The organism is Akkermansia massiliensis, assembly GCF_018847375.1.
Classification (GTDB): Bacteria; Verrucomicrobiota; Verrucomicrobiia; order Verrucomicrobiales; family Akkermansiaceae; genus Akkermansia; species Akkermansia massiliensis.
The window spans coordinates 1,183,141-1,197,065 of record NZ_CP072036.1; the positions used below are offsets into that span (position 1 = coordinate 1,183,141).

The 13,925-nt window shown below is 59.9% G+C and carries 12 protein-coding genes; 6 read left to right on the plus strand and 6 right to left on the minus strand.

From position 1 onward, the window contains the following. Nucleotides 1-24 precede the first annotated feature (24 nt). From J5W70_RS04930 to J5W70_RS04950, 5 genes are all read left to right on the plus strand, one after another. The gene (locus J5W70_RS04930) at nucleotides 25-540 is read left to right on the plus strand and encodes an MTH895/ArsE family thioredoxin-like protein (protein WP_022395983.1); all 516 of its coding nucleotides are present in this window, start codon (nucleotides 25-27) and stop codon (nucleotides 538-540) included. A gap of 17 nt (nucleotides 541-557) precedes the next feature. Beyond that, a complete protein-coding gene (locus tag J5W70_RS04935; protein ID WP_022395982.1) occupies nucleotides 558-1,532 on the plus strand; it encodes a permease in 975 nt (324 codons plus the stop codon). Nucleotides 1,533-1,728: 196 nt separating this feature from the next. Continuing rightward, the gene (locus J5W70_RS04940) at nucleotides 1,729-3,810 is read left to right on the plus strand and encodes an alpha-L-fucosidase (protein WP_022395981.1); all 2,082 of its coding nucleotides are present in this window, start codon (nucleotides 1,729-1,731) and stop codon (nucleotides 3,808-3,810) included. 77 nt (nucleotides 3,811-3,887) lie between these two features. Continuing rightward, nucleotides 3,888-4,943, plus strand: a complete 1,056-nt coding sequence (locus J5W70_RS04945) for a 3'-5' exoribonuclease YhaM family protein (RefSeq protein ID WP_180971001.1) — start codon at nucleotides 3,888-3,890, stop codon at nucleotides 4,941-4,943. Nucleotides 4,944-4,955: 12 nt separating this feature from the next. Continuing rightward, nucleotides 4,956-7,067, plus strand: a complete 2,112-nt coding sequence (locus tag J5W70_RS04950) for a ComEC/Rec2 family competence protein (RefSeq protein ID WP_102730880.1) — start codon at nucleotides 4,956-4,958, stop codon at nucleotides 7,065-7,067. Here the strand turns inward: J5W70_RS04950 and miaB are convergent. The 5 genes from miaB to J5W70_RS04975 form a co-directional block, all read right to left on the minus strand. After that, complete coding sequence (miaB, locus tag J5W70_RS04955; RefSeq protein WP_022395978.1) at nucleotides 7,030-8,406, minus strand: tRNA (N6-isopentenyl adenosine(37)-C2)-methylthiotransferase MiaB; 1,377 nt, start codon at nucleotides 8,404-8,406, stop codon at nucleotides 7,030-7,032. The genes J5W70_RS04950 and miaB overlap by 38 nt on opposite strands. 134 nt (nucleotides 8,407-8,540) lie before the next feature. Then, nucleotides 8,541-9,083: a hypothetical protein gene (locus J5W70_RS04960; RefSeq protein ID WP_102730879.1), complete on the minus strand. Its 543-nt coding sequence runs from the start codon at nucleotides 9,081-9,083 to the stop codon at nucleotides 8,541-8,543. A gap of 11 nt (nucleotides 9,084-9,094) precedes the next feature. Then, nucleotides 9,095-10,318: a class I SAM-dependent RNA methyltransferase gene (locus J5W70_RS04965; RefSeq protein WP_102730878.1), complete on the minus strand. Its 1,224-nt coding sequence runs from the start codon at nucleotides 10,316-10,318 to the stop codon at nucleotides 9,095-9,097. Between the two features lie 20 nt (nucleotides 10,319-10,338). After that, complete coding sequence (locus J5W70_RS04970) at nucleotides 10,339-10,662, minus strand: hypothetical protein (protein ID WP_022396853.1); 324 nt, start codon at nucleotides 10,660-10,662, stop codon at nucleotides 10,339-10,341. A gap of 113 nt (nucleotides 10,663-10,775) precedes the next feature. After that, nucleotides 10,776-11,705 carry a DUF3750 domain-containing protein gene (locus J5W70_RS04975; protein WP_022396852.1) on the minus strand — a complete coding sequence of 310 codons (930 nt, stop codon included), beginning with the start codon at nucleotides 11,703-11,705 and terminating at the stop codon, nucleotides 10,776-10,778. 91 nt (nucleotides 11,706-11,796) lie between these two features. Between J5W70_RS04975 and J5W70_RS04980 the strand changes: the two genes are divergently transcribed. Continuing rightward, nucleotides 11,797-12,348 (plus strand): thioredoxin family protein, encoded by a 552-nt coding sequence (locus tag J5W70_RS04980; protein ID WP_022396851.1) that lies wholly within the window; start codon nucleotides 11,797-11,799, stop codon nucleotides 12,346-12,348. An 84-nt stretch (nucleotides 12,349-12,432) separates the two neighbouring features. Here the strand turns inward: J5W70_RS04980 and J5W70_RS04985 are convergent, their stop codons facing one another. Next, nucleotides 12,433-13,854 carry a hypothetical protein gene (locus J5W70_RS04985; RefSeq protein WP_146021357.1) on the minus strand — a complete coding sequence of 474 codons (1,422 nt, stop codon included), beginning with the start codon at nucleotides 13,852-13,854 and terminating at the stop codon, nucleotides 12,433-12,435. Nucleotides 13,855-13,925 lie beyond the last annotated feature (71 nt).

Here is a 13,925-nt window from a genome sequence, read left to right on the forward strand (position 1 = left end):
TTAAAAATATAAATCAATAATTACATGAAGAGGATAGTAATTTACGGACCGGGGTGCGCCAAATGTACGGCATTGGCGCAGGTGACGGAGCAGGTCATGCGGGAACTCTGCCTGGAACCGCTTCCGGAAAAGGTGACGGATGCCGCGCAACTTGCCGCCGCCGGAGTGCTGGAAACCCCGGCTCTTGAGGTGGACGGCAGGATTCTTGTTTCCGGCACGGTACCCTCCCGGGATGAAATCAGGAGGATGCTCCAAAAAGCGCTTCAAGCGGATTCTCCGGAGAAGGGTTGCTGTAGCGGAAGGCCGGAGGATTCAAGGGCAGTAAAGGGGAATGTTCCCCATCCGGAGGCAGGTTCCTGCGGGTGCGGAGGAGGGGGCTGCTGCGGCAGCGCTTCCTCCAGGCGAAAGGGCGGATGGAAAAGGGCTGCCGTCTGGGCTGCGGCGCTGCTCATTCTGCTGGCGGTGGTTAAGATGATGAATCACCGGGAACGTTCCGGGGGCGGGGAACCTCCCCGCCCGGCTGTTTCCGCAGAGCGGTAGGAGAATTCTTCCCGGTTATGATTCAGGATTTTGCCGACTGGCTGGTTTACGGGGTGTTGGAGTTCACACCCCATACCCGTCTGGGGGAGGCGGTCAACTTCTTCGTGTACGACACGGTGAAGATCCTCTTCCTGCTGTACGCGATCAGTCTTTTCATGGGCGTGGTGAACGCCTATTTCCCGGTGGAACGCATCCGCGTGTTTTTGACGACAAAGAAGCTCTACGGGTTTCAGTATTTTTTCGCCGCCCTGTTCGGGGCGGTCACGCCGTTTTGTTCATGTTCCTCCATTCCCCTGTTTATCGGCTTTGTGAAAGGAGGGATTCCGCTGGGCGTGACGTTTGCCTTCCTGATCACATCGCCTCTGGTGAATGAGGTTGCCATCGCCCTGTTCCTGGGGGCGTTCGGGTTCAAGATCACGGTGATTTATGCGGTCTCCGGCATTTTGCTGGGGATGATGGGAGGGGCTGTGCTGGAGAGGTTCAGGCTGGAACGCTATCTGTCCCCCTGGATACGGGGGCTGCTTGTCCAGTCCGGGGAGGAAAGCGGCGCGTGGGAGCGGAAGGGGACGCCGTTCCGGAAGAGATGGGCCGTCATCATGCATGATGCGTGGGAAATCGTAAAGGGAGTGGCGCTGTATGTGGTGATCGGCATCGCCATGGGAGCGGCGGTGCACGGCTATGTGCCGGAGGGATTTTTTGAAGCGTCCATGAGCCGGGAGCATTGGTGGGCGGTGCCGGTTGCGGTAATTTGCGCGGTTCCGATGTATGCGAATGCGGCGGCGATAGTTCCGGTGATCCAGGTGTTTGTGGCGAAAGGCGTTCCTATCGGCACGGCGATAGCGTTCATGATGGCGACGGTAGGGCTTTCCGTGCCGGAGGCGGCCCTTCTGAAGAAGGTGATGACCTGGAAGCTGATCTGGATTTTCTTCGGAACAGTGACGGCGTTTATCATTCTGTCCGGATACGTGTTCAATATATTGATTGCTCCATAATCCCTGATGGGCGGAAAAGGAAAAAAGCGCAGGCGCCCCGTTTCTCCCGCGATTGCGGGAAACAGGCCATCTTCAGCGGGCGGTACGGCTTTAACTCGTAGAGTTGTCTGAAAGAACGGGATGCCCGGAGCGTACATAGTTCCGAACGTTAGTTATGCATTTGATGAGAAGATTGAATCAGTTGGCCCCTGTCCTTATGGGAACCTGCATGCTGGCCGCCGGGTTGGCGGAAGCGGGAGTGAAGAATGGGGTTTCCCCGTTGAAGCCTGTTCCTTCTCCGGCTCAACTGGCATGGCACGACATGGAGATGTATGCCTTCATCCATTTCACCATCAATACCTTTACCGGGAAGGAATGGGGTTATGGCGACGAAAAGCCGGAGCTGTTCAATCCTTCCGATTTCAATGCGGACGAAATTGTAAAGACGCTGGCGGACGCCGGGTTCAAGGGAGTGGTGCTGACCTGCAAGCACCATGACGGCTTCTGCCTGTGGCCCACGAAGACCACCCGGCACAGCGTGGCGGCCTCCCCGTGGAAGCAGGGGAAGGGCGATGTAGTGAAGGAAATTTCCCGCGCGTGCAAAAAGTACGGCGTCAGGTTCGGCATTTACCTGTCTCCGTGGGACCGCAATGCCCCCTCCTACGGAACGCCGGAATATATCAAAATGTACCGTGAGCAGTTGAAGGAATTGTCCACGGGATACGGCCCAGTTTTCCTGGCGTGGTTTGACGGAGCGAACGGAGGGGACGGCTATTACGGTGGAACGCGGGAGAAGCGCTCCATTGACCGGAGCACGTATTACGACTGGAAGACGACGTGGGGGGAACTGAAGAAACGGCAGCCCGGAGCGGTGATTTTTTCCGACGTGGGGCCGGGCGCCCGCTGGGTGGGGAACGAAAGCGGTTATGCGGGCTATCCCTGCTGGGCCACGTACACCCCCGTTCCGCTGCAAGCCGGGACGGAACCCGCGCCCGGCACCGTGCGCTACCAGTTGGGCACGGAAGGCACCGTGGACGGCAAGTACTGGATTCCCGCGGAAGTGGATGTTTCCATCCGTCCGGGCTGGTTCTGGCATGAGCATGAGAATTCCCGCGTCCGGACGCCGGAGAATCTGCTGAAGCTGTACTTTGACAGCGTGGGCAGAGGGGCCAACCTGAATCTGAACGTGCCGCCGGACCGCCGCGGCCGCATTCATGAAGAGGATAAAAAGTCCCTGGCGGGGTTCCGTGCGCTGCTGAATGAACTGTATTCCCGCAACTTCGCTTCCGGGGCACGGGCGGATTCCTCCTCCTCATGGAAGGGGCACGGCCCGGAACAAGTTCTGGACCGGAAGCGGGCGACGTACTGGGCGGCCGCTCCGGAAGATAAAAATCCCTGCCTGGCGTTGAAATTGCCGGAACCTGCGGCATTTGACGTCATCCGGCTGGCGGAACCCGTCCAACTGGGGCAGAGGGTGCGCAAGTTCCGCGTGGAGGTGCGTGAAAACGGCCGCTGGAGCAAATGGACGGAAGGTTCCAGCATAGGAGCCAGGGTTCTTTTGAAGGGCAGGCCCGTGACGGCGGATGAAGTGCGCGTGGTGCTGGAAGAATCCCGGGCCGTTCCGGCCTTATGCGAGGTTTCCCTGTGGAAGTACCCTGTTATCCTGAATGCTCCGGCAGTGAATTACGACCGCGATGGCCGGGTGACCCTGGCATCCGCGGAGGGCGTGGTGACCAGGTACACCACGGACGGAACGGACCCCGGCCCGCAGTCCGCCGTGTACAGGGAGCCTTTCCTTCTCCCTGCCGGGGGGACGGTGAAGGCGGTAAGCGAATACCGCGGCAGAAGGTCTTCCGTAACCGCGCAGATCATCCCCGTCCCTACGCGGGACTGGAAGGTGGCGGCCGGGGAAAGAAGCGCCGCCGCTCCGGAGCTGGCCATTGACGGCAACCCCTCCACCCTCTGGCATACGCATGCCGCCCAGGGGGAAATAGCTCCTCCGCAGGCGCTGGAAATCGACATGGGGCGTCCGGTCAACGTTGCCGCCGTCATCTACACGCCCCGCAAGGATTCCGCAAAGGGGACGGTTGACCGCTACGCCATCTACCTGAGTGCGGACGGAAACGATTGGGGAGCTCCCGCCGCGGAGGGAGAGTTTTCCAATATCCGCGCCAATCCCGTTCCGCAGCGGATTGACCTGGAGACGCCCGTGAAAGCCCGTTACCTGCGTTTTGTAGGCAAGCGGGTAGTGGAAGGCAGCCATGTTGCCGTTGCCGAGTTGGGAGTATTGGAAAAATAAGCGGTTTCCTTTTTTTATCATCGTAGTCCTCCGGCGTTTTCTTGACGGATGGAGGGAAGCGGGGCAAGATGGCCCGCATGGAACAAGTCAGTCTCATGGAGTTGGGCAAGCTGGCCGCGGAGGGCCAGGTGGAAGCGGAAGTTTTTGCCCAGATCGCCCAGTGCGCGCAGAAGATGACCAAGAGCAACAAGCCGTATCTGGACGTGTCTTTTGCCGATGCGGAAGGGACGATGGGACTGAAGGTGTGGGAGGACAAGCCCTGGTTCCGCACGCTGGCCTCCCTGCCTCTCCGCAGTTTCGTGAGCCTGCGCGGCCAGTGGACGAAGGGGGGCTTCGGCATGGAAGCGGCCGATCTGGAAGTGCGCCCCCTGGACGAACAGGAGAAGGAAAGCTTCCTGGCCGGGTCCGGAACCTTGAAGAAGAAGCAGGAGGCGGACCTGAAGGAGATTTGCGTGCTCATCAAGGGCATGAATGATCCGCGCATTCGCGCCCTGTGCATTGAATTCATCGAACAGTTCGGGGAACGCCTCCAGCGCGCCGCCGCCGCCCGCACTTACCATCACGCCCGGCGCGGCGGACTGGTGGAGCATGTGGCGGGAATGATGCGCACGGCCTCTGCCGTCTGCCAGGCGAATCCGGAGCTGAACCGCGACCTCCTGCTGGCCGGATGCCTGTTTCACGACTGCGGGAAGCTGTGGGAAAACTGCTACCCGAAGGAGGATTTCACGATGCCCTATTCGGAAGCCGGGGAACTGCTGGGCCACATTCCGCTGGGCATTGAACTGGTCAACAATCTGTGGAAGCGCATCATGGCCCTTCCGGAAGCGGAATCCTGGAAGACGCTGGATCCCGCCTCCCCGGACGTGCGCATGCACCTGCTGCACCTGATCGCCTCCCACCACGGGGAACTGGCCTTCGGCTCCCCCGTGTTCCCCAAGACCCCGGAGGCGGTGGCCCTGCATTACATTGACAATCTGGACGCCAAGCTGGAGATGTTCCGCGGCGCCTATGAGACGAGCGAGGCGCTGGCTCCCAAGGTGCTCCAGCGCAAGGCCCCCCTGCCTGCCAACGTCGTTCTTCCGCTGCCTTCCGTTCTTCCCCTGGAACGGGACGGCGCGGACGCCATGCAGTAAGCTTTTCCCCGGATGGAACAGGAGCGCCACCTGCGGCGGCCGTGGCCGGAACGGACCATGGCCGCGGCTCCCCTGCTGGCTCCCGCTCTCGCCATGCTGTGCGCATGCGCGGCGGTGGACGTTTCCCCCTGGTTCTGGGGCCTCTGCCTCTGCTGGGCGCTATTGCCCTGCCTGTTCCGGGCTCCTTCCATGAGCCTGCTGGCCATTGCCCTGGCGGTGTGGGCGGCCATGCATCTGCTGGCGTATGACCGGGAATACGGGAATGTTCCCGTAGAGGCGGGAAGGACTGTCGCCATGGAGGGTTCCGTTAACGCCGTTTCCGGAAAGTCCGTGCTGTTCCGCCCGGACGGTGCCCGGTGGCTGTACGCAGTTTCCTCCCGTGGCGGGGAATGCCCCCTGGCAGTAGGAGAACGGTACCGGATTGAGGGAGAGACATATCCGCTCCAGGCCCCGTGCGGCCCCGGCATCTTTGATCGGGAGCGGTGGGGATACCTGCACGGCATTATTGCCGGGATTCGGCTGGATGGCGCCTGCCGGGTGGGGCCGGGCGACTGGTGCAGCCGCCTCCGGGCGTTTTCCCTGCGGCTCCGGGAGGGGGCCGCAGGCCTGCTGAGGGAAGGCGCGCCGGCGGATGACGAGGCCCGGCAGGTGATGGTTTCCGCCGTGCTGGGGGACAAGACGGACGCGAAGCCGGAAACGATGGCGAAGTTTCTGGAAAGCGGCTGCATGCACGTGTTCGCCGTCAGCGGCATGCATGTGGGGGTGGCGGCCATGCTGGTTCTGGGAATGCTGAGGCTGTTGTACGTGCGCCCCCGTGCGGCGCGGCTGGCCTGCATTCCGTTGCTGGCGGTGTACGTGTTTGTGACCGGGATGTCCGCCTCCGCCCTGCGGGCCTTCATCATGGCGGCGGTCTGGCTGTTGGCGTCCGTGCTGCGCCGGAAGGGGCATCCGGCCAATATTCTGGCGCTGGCTTTCATTCTCCTTTGCCTGATGGACCCGCTCCAGGTTTTCCAGCCGGGGTTCCAGCTCTCCTTCTGCGTCTTCGCCGTGATTGTCTGCCTGGCAGGATGGAGCATCCGGGAAAGGCCCCTGTGGGCTCCGGACCCGTTCATTCCTTCCCGGATTTACAATGCGCGGGAAAAAGGCCTTGTGCGTCTGGAAAAAGCGTTCCGCGGCGCGCTGCTCATCTCCGTGGGGGCGTGGCTGATGTCCATTCCCCTGACGGCATGGCACTTCGGCACCTGGAACCTGTACGCTCCCCTGACCAATTTGTGCTTGAGCGTGCTCGTTTTTCCGCTCATGGGCGTCTCCCTGTTCGGGCTGGTGTTCGCGTGGTGCCCGTGGATTTTATGCGTCTGCAATACGGCGGCTTCCTGGATGGCCTCCGTCATGCTGGCGGTAGCCGGGGGAGTGGCTTCCCTGCCGTGCAGCTATCTTTCTTCCGCACCTCCTGCCGGGGAAAATGAAGCGGTCATCGTTCCGTTGCAGAAGGACGCCTGGTCCGCGGTCATCTCCAATCCCGCGCTGGTCGTGGCCGCAGGAACGGAAAATGCGGTCCGGTACACCCTTCTTCCCGTATTGAAGGCGCGTGGTATCCGGCCTTCCGGCGTGCTGGCTTCCGGGAACGGCAGGGCGGAGCGCGCCGGAGTGGAAGCGCTGGCGAAGGAATATCCCGGAATCCGGAACTGGGGCGCAGCGGATGCGGAATGTTCCGTTCGGAAATGGCGGGTTCGCCCTGGAAATGAACTTGTTCTGGAAGATTTTCCCGTGCCGTTGTCCACGGGAATCCATCAGGACCGGAGCCGGGTGCTGTCGTGGAAATGCCGCAGGCGGTTCGTCCTGATGATAGGGAATGCCGGGTTTTCCTCCCTGGCGCGGGCGGCAATGACGCCGCGGGCTGATGTGCTGGTCATCGGGCACCATCCGCGCGATCCGGTGGACAGCGCCGCGTGGATCAGGGCCACGGGCGCCCGCGCGGTCATTTTCACCACGGAGCATGAATGCCCCGTGCCGGAGGGAACGGCCGTGTACCGTCTCCCGGAAACCGGAGCCATCTATTTGCGGGTGGAAGAGGAAGGCGTGCAAATCATCCCCTGGAAGGGCATGGGACGCCGTACAGGGTAAACCCCGTGCTTTCTTCAATGCGGATGGGCAGAAGCTCTCCCGCCAGGTCCGGGGCGGCATCCACCATCACGGGCTTGTTCTGGGAGGTGCGTCCGGAGAGGCGCGCTTCATTCGTTTTGGACGGCCCTTCCAGAAGGACTTCCTGAACGGTGCCGACCAGTTCCCGGTTTTTCCGGATGGCTATTTCATTGACCACGGCCAGCAGGTCCTGGTTGCGCGCTTCCTTCACTTCCTCCGGAATTTGTTCCTCCATGGCGGCGGCGGGAGTGCCGCGGCGCGGGGAGTAGCGGAAAATGAAGGCGTTGTCAAACTGGACCCGTTCCACGGCCTGCCGGGTCAGCAGGTAGTCTTCCTCCGTTTCTCCGGGGAAGCCTACGATGATGTCCGTGGTGATGGACAAATCCGGGCGCGCCTGCTTCATCCGGGCGCAAAGGTCCAGGTAGGTTTCATTCCTGTACGGCCTGCGCATCATTTTCAGGATGCGGTCACTGCCGCTCTGCATCGGGAAATGGATGTGGCTGCACAGCTTGGGCAGGTAGGTGAATGCCTGCACCAGATCCTGCCGGAAGCCGATGGGATGGGGGGAAACGAAGCGGATGCGCCGGAGGCCTTCCACCTCATGCACGGCTTCCAGCAATTGGACAAAGCCGCCCTTGCCGTCCGCCGTTTCCATCTGCCTGCCGTACCGGTTGACGATCTGGCCCAGCAGGGTGACTTCCTTCACGCCGGCGTCCACCAGCATCTTCACCTCGTCCACCACGTCCCGGATGGGGCGGCTGCGTTCCGTGCCCCGGGTGTAGGGGACGATGCAGTAGGCACACTTCATTTCACACCCCTGCATGATGGAGACATACGCCGTGGAGCGCGCGCCGGGATTCAGGTGGTCCCGGATGCGGTTCTGGGAATCCTCCTCTTCCGCCACGTCGCACACGTGAGTGCCGGAAAAGACGGTCTGCAATTCATCCATGCGGCGTTCCTGGCGCGCGCGCAGAATGCCGTCCACATGCTCAAACACGCGGTGGTACTTCTGGGTGCCTATCACTAGGTCCAGGCGCGGCAGTTCCTTGAATAATTCATCCTTCCTGCTCTGGGCCATGCAGCCCATCATGCCGTACACCACGTGCGGACGGTGCCGCTGCTGCTTGGCCAGAAGGCCCATCTTCCCCAGTGCCTTCTGTTCCGCCTGTTCCCGGATGGAACAGGAATTGAACAGGATCACGTCCGCCTCATCCTCGCGGTCCGTCATGGTATAGCCTTTCTGCACGAACATGCGGGCCACCTGCTCGGAGTCCCGCTCGTTCATCTGGCACCCGTAGGTTTTGATGTAAAGCTTGGGCATAGGGAAAATCAGATGTTCTTTTTCAGGGTAGTTACCATATTTCAAATGTGCAGAAAATGGATTTATAATTCGAGAAAGGGTAGTCTGGACAGAGATAATGGCACGAATATGGTATTTGGTCGGAATTATATATTTTAATATAAATTAGGAGGTCTTCCCTTATTTTCAGAAACATTTCTTACATATCCTTCCCATTTTCCAATAAGTTGCCTCCATTCTTCACTGTTTAAATATCCAGGTACAGAATTTTCTAAATTGAATTCCGGCAAATATGTTCCTGTAACTCCCTTTTCCAGTATACCTTCTGCAATCACTCCTTTTTCTCTTAATATCAAAATAGGTAAACCCAGTTGAAATGCCATGGCAGGCTCAATCTGGCAATAAGGACTAGTTAACCAAGTCTTTGTAAATTCATAAGAAGACTGTCCAATATCACTATCAGGTTTACTTATTCCACACTTTATCAGGTTTCTCCGAAAGGCAATAGTAATTAAACCATTAGATTCTAACATAAGCCTTCTTATAGCCGCCAAAGGTTCGTTTATATCATAATCTGTAACTCCTAGAGTTCTTGGTTCAAAACCTCTGTCTCTTAAATAGTCAATGATTAAACAAACAAAATCTTTTTGCCTTTTTAAATAGGGTTGAGGGTAACTTAAGAAAACAGATGTTCTCATATTTATCCTTATTATAATTTTTTAGTGATTGTTGCGACACATTCCAGGTGCTTGGTCTGGGGAAACAGGTCAAAGGGCTGGACGGCGGTGACGGCGTACCCGGCCTTGTCAAACTCCGCCAGGTCCCTTATCTGCGTAGCGGGATTGCAGGAAACGTACACCACTTTTCCGGGGCCGAAGGCGAACAACTGGGTCAGGAACTCCATGCTGCATCCCTTGCGGGGCGGGTCGATTACCACGGCGGTTTTTTCCGCGGGGAAATCCACCTGGGCGAAAATGGCTCCGGCGTCCGCCGCTAGGAATTCCGCATGTTCAATCCCGTTGCTGCGGGCATTGCTGCGCGCCCAGTCCGCGGAAGTCTCGCTGACCTCCACGCCCAGCACCTTCCTGAACTTATTCGCCAGGCTCAAGGCAAACAGGCCGGAACCGCAATAGGCGTCCACCAGGAACTCCTCCCCGTCCATGCTCGCCTGCTGGGCCACGTAATCCGTAAACAGCGGAAGAATGAAAGGATTGTTCTGGAAAAAGTCTCCCGCCAGGAAGTGGAATTCCAGACCGCCCACGCGCTCGCAGGCCACGGCGTTGTTATTGGTGATGACGGTCCCTTCCGAGGCGCGGAGCAGGATGGTGGCGCCCCGCTTGAAACGGGCCGCTGCCTGGTAAACGCTCTTGCGGGCCAGAGGCAGGGCCTCGTTGATGCACTCCATGGCAATCGGGCACTGCGGCACGTCCACCACTTCCCTTCTGGAGCCTGCCTTCAGGAAGCCGATGGCCGGCTTGCCTCCTTCCCTGGGCTTGTCAAAATGGGGCGTAATCTTGGAACGGTAGTTGTATTGGCGGGGGGAGGCAATGGCCGGATTGACGGGCAGTTCCAGCCCTGCCTGCAAGCGGAGCAGGTCCGCCACCTGCCGGGTTTTCCAGAGAAGCTGGCGGTCGTAGGAAAAATGCTGGTACTGGCAGCCGCCGCAGGTGCCGAACAGGCGGCAGCCGGGCTCCACGCGGTCCGGGCTGGGGTGAAGCACTTCCACCAGGTCCGCGGAGGAATAATTCTTGTCGTTGCGCCACACGCGGGCCTTCACGCGGTCTCCCGGCAGGGCGAAGGGGACGAAAACCACCCAGCCGTCCACGCGACCGATGCCGTCGCCCGCATTGGAAAGGGCGTCAATGTCCAGTTCAAGCTCCTGGTGGTAGGAAAAAGGTTCCGGGTGGAAGCCCTTGGGAATGGTAGCAGTCATGGTGAAGGAAAAGAAAAGGGTTACGGCGCGGAGGGGGTGATCAGTTTGCCGTCCAGATCATACAGCAGGGTTTCCGGCAGCCGGGGGGTGCGCAGCCCGGGGCGGAAGTCGCCAGGCAATACGGCTGGCCCCGGCACGGACTCCTCGTTCTCATCCTCCGGAAGAATGGCCGGTTTCACCGGGGCCGGGGCCCAGGGGGCGGGGCGGTCCGCTGCGGTGGTTTGTTCCGGCTGAACGGCTGGGGCGGGAGCGGGTTCCTGAGGCGCCGTTTCCTTGTTGGAGGAGCAGGAAGCGGTCCAGGCCAGCCCGGCAATCAGACAGGAGCGGATCAGGAGCTTTTTCATGGCGCGGATTCTTACAGCTTCATCCGCGCTTGGCAATCGAATTTCCGCTTTATTCCCCTTCTTCCCGTGTACGGGGAACGGAATAAGGGAAAAAGGCTTCCGTACCATGCGGCTCAAATGCGCTCGCTCGTTTTTGTCCGCGGATGGCGGAAGTGGGGGATGCGGTGCGCCTGCCTCCGCTTCCTGCGCATGTGGCGGAGCATGCGGAAGAAAATGAACCCTCCGGCGGAAAGAAGCAGCGTGACGCTCCACCAGTCCCAGCCCACAGGAGCGTCCGGCAGCCCTATGCGCCCGATCATCGGAAGTTTAAGGGCGGGGCGCAACAGGTCAAAGCCTGCGTTCAGGCCCAGCAGGCTGACTTCCGCCCCTTCCGCCAGCCCCAGGCTGAACCCGGCGAGACCCCATAAATTGATGCGGATGCCCGTGCCGCTTTCCGTCCGTCCGGCAATGCCGCCGGGCAGATAATCCTTCCCCACCGCATGAGGCGGAAGCTCCACCGTCAGATCCGGCACTTCCCTCATCAGCGCGGCGGTGAACGTGTTGCTGTTGGGGCCGGGAATGATCCAGTAGGTATCGGCATAGGGGTAATCCTGCGCCGTGCGGCTGATGACGGGAATGGCCTTTTCCGCCGCTGCTCCGCGCAATTCCTGAATCAATTCCGGTTCCGCGCCGAACCATTTGCGGTCCGGAATGTCCCGCGTGATGGAAACGCTGGTTCCCCGGGAGGGAAGCTGGTAGCCCATGACCTGGTACACGGTGTAAAAGCCGGCATTCTTCTCCTTCACGGCTATCCAGGTGTGCACGGCGAAATACCTGCGCCAGCCGAAGGCGCGTGCCGAATAAACCTGGACGACGGCTTCCGGTTCTTCAGCGGGTAGAGGGGCCAGGCCGCTGCTGCTGCGGTCCGCAGTTTTCCAGTCTTCCGCGGGGTGGAAATAAACCAGGGCTGCGCCCAGGAGCAGGAACGCCATGAACAGCCAGAAAACAAAGCGCCATTTATTCCGTGAGGGGTGCCTGCGGTTATAGGGGTTGGAATGGCGCATGGCGAATGTATATACCTTGAACGGCAAATGATGGCAATGGCGGAATCTTGAAGTTTGACTTCTGCGCAGGGAGACTTATGGTTACTGTAATATGATCAAGTTTGCCGTTTCCGTGCTTTGCGCCGCCGCCGTGGCAGGCATGCTGGCTCCCGCTTCCGCCCTGGCGCAGCAGGCTCCCGTTCCAGCCGTGAATGAATCGGGCAGTCCCGCCTTTGACAAGCTGCGCAATGAGGCCATCGCCAAGAAGGTTCCCCTGGTCATCTACCTGACGGGGTCTTCCTGGTGCGTGTATTGCAACATTTTTACGGACAAGCATATCAAGGAGCGGACTTTCAAGAGGGCCTCCGGCAAAAAATTCATCTTCTGGATGGTGGATACCAGGCAGGCCCCGGGAAGGACACCGGGTTCCTTTACCTTCCAGTTCGTTCCGGAGGAAGCGGGCAAAGTAGTAGGATGCATAGGCTCCAAGGCCCCCTATGTCGTTTTCGGGCCTCCCGCCGTCATCATCCTGGACCCCGTTTCCGGAAAAATGATTAAGAAAATGGTAAGCCAGGGGGATATGGACAAGGAAGGCAAGTCCCTGCCCGCGGTTATCGAGGAATGCTGGAAAAACTTCCAGAAGGAAGGTCAAAAGACCGCCTGAGCATTCGGACCCCTCCCATGAAGAAAGGAGTGAATCCGGAATGTTCATTTCCCGGGCGTTTTTCCCGCAACTGTTTTCTTTACGTCAAAAACGGTAAATGAAGCGTAGCCATGGGCGCGGCGTGCCGGAATAATAGGGATGCCACCGGTGTCCGGGATGGTGCATGGTGCGGCCCCATTCATCCTGGTGGCGTGCCTGCGGCGCATAGGTGAGTTGCCGCCATTCCCGGCAGGGAAAGGAGGAAGGCTCCGTGCATGAGGCGCAAGGCGTCAGAAATGCCTGGAGGGCGCTGGAAGAACAGCAGTAATAGGGAACATTGAACCGGGGCGCCAATCCGAGCGCCAGCAGAAGCCATATCCATATCCGGAGACGGGGATGCCGCGCCCAGGTGGAGGCCAGAAAGGCGAGCAGGCAGGCCATCGCCGGAACGCTCCCCTTGCAGAGCAGGTCGTTGACGTCTCCGTTGACGTAAAAGAAGGGCAGCAGCAGTCCGGTTGCCAGCGTACAGATAAAGAGGGAATTCCGCCGGAAATCCCGCCAGCAGAACAGGGCGTACAGCAGGAAGGAGGTCCCTGCCAGCAGAAAATCCCCCGGCCGCGTATAAAAAGGCCGCCAGCCCATATGGGAGGACGGCGCGTTTACCGCCGCATAATAAAGAAGGAAGCACGCCCCCAGCATGACGGCTGCCGGAAAGGAGGGATGAAGCAGGCTGCGCCGGGGGGAGCGGCTGCCTTTCCATTGCCGGAGCCACTGGCAGACCGCCAGGGGCAGCCCCCCCAGGGCCGCGAGGGGAGAATAAAAGGCCGTGGCCGCGAATAAAAGGGGCATCCAGTGCGGGGGCATGCGTCCCGAAGCCAGGAAGATGAAAAAAAGCATGACAGGGATGGAGGCGTTTGCGCTGCACATGACCTGTTCCGCCGTGCCGAAGTAATGCAGGCGGAACAGATCCAGCCCCAGCCAGCATTGGAAATTCAGAAGGGAGCCGAACATCACCATCAGCAGGGCGAGCAGCAGGGAACGGCGGCCGGAGAAAACGCAGAGCCACAGCCAGGCAAGAAACAGGCCCCATGCACCCCATAGCACGACAAATGCCCGGGCAACTCCCAGCCCAGCCACTTTGCCTGCCAGGGCCGGAACCAGCCAGAACCCTGTGTTGTAGATCAAGACGTCTCCGTCCGGAAAAACGACGGGCCACGGGCTGGCGACCAATTCACGAAGGCAGGCGTTCCTGACGATGTGGTCCGGGTGCTGATTGACCCATTCCCCCCATCCGGACAGGACCATCAAGGCGATGAATGCGCCCAGGACAAGAAACGAGGACCGGTTGAACAGGGGAAAAGAGGGGAGGGATTCCCTTTCCGGTAGTTCCTTGCGCCTTCCGGGAGCCAGTCCCGCGGCCATCAGGGCCGCGAGGGGGATAGAGACATACCAGTGCATCCACCAGGCCATGAACACCAGGACGGGCAGCAGAAGCCAGGCGCAGGTATTCCATTTCAACGCGGTCACGTTGAAAGCTTGTTCCGGGAATGGAGCACCGGCGGCGGGGGAAGGCATCTTCCCTGAACCTTAATGGGTCC

Bases quoted from the DNA above. Each gene is read 5' to 3' on its own strand.
- J5W70_RS04970 (WP_022396853.1), bottom strand. From the start codon at position 10,662: ATGAAAAAGCTCCTGATCCGCTCCTGTCTGATTGCCGGGCTGGCCTGG.
- J5W70_RS04940 (WP_022395981.1), top strand. From the start codon at position 1,729: ATGGGAACCTGCATGCTGGCCGCCGGGTTGGCGGAAGCGGGAGTGAAG.
- J5W70_RS04980 (WP_022396851.1), top strand. From the start codon at position 11,797: ATGATCAAGTTTGCCGTTTCCGTGCTTTGCGCCGCCGCCGTGGCAGGC.
- J5W70_RS04930 (WP_022395983.1), top strand. From the start codon at position 25: ATGAAGAGGATAGTAATTTACGGACCGGGGTGCGCCAAATGTACGGCA.
- J5W70_RS04945 (WP_180971001.1), top strand. From the start codon at position 3,888: ATGGAACAAGTCAGTCTCATGGAGTTGGGCAAGCTGGCCGCGGAGGGC.
- J5W70_RS04975 (WP_022396852.1), bottom strand. From the start codon at position 11,705: ATGCGCCATTCCAACCCCTATAACCGCAGGCACCCCTCACGGAATAAA.
- J5W70_RS04965 (WP_102730878.1), bottom strand. From the start codon at position 10,318: ATGACTGCTACCATTCCCAAGGGCTTCCACCCGGAACCTTTTTCCTAC.
- J5W70_RS04960 (WP_102730879.1), bottom strand. From the start codon at position 9,083: ATGAGAACATCTGTTTTCTTAAGTTACCCTCAACCCTATTTAAAAAGG.
- J5W70_RS04935 (WP_022395982.1), top strand. From the start codon at position 558: ATGATTCAGGATTTTGCCGACTGGCTGGTTTACGGGGTGTTGGAGTTC.
- miaB (WP_022395978.1), bottom strand. From the start codon at position 8,406: ATGCCCAAGCTTTACATCAAAACCTACGGGTGCCAGATGAACGAGCGG.
- J5W70_RS04950 (WP_102730880.1), top strand. From the start codon at position 4,956: ATGGAACAGGAGCGCCACCTGCGGCGGCCGTGGCCGGAACGGACCATG.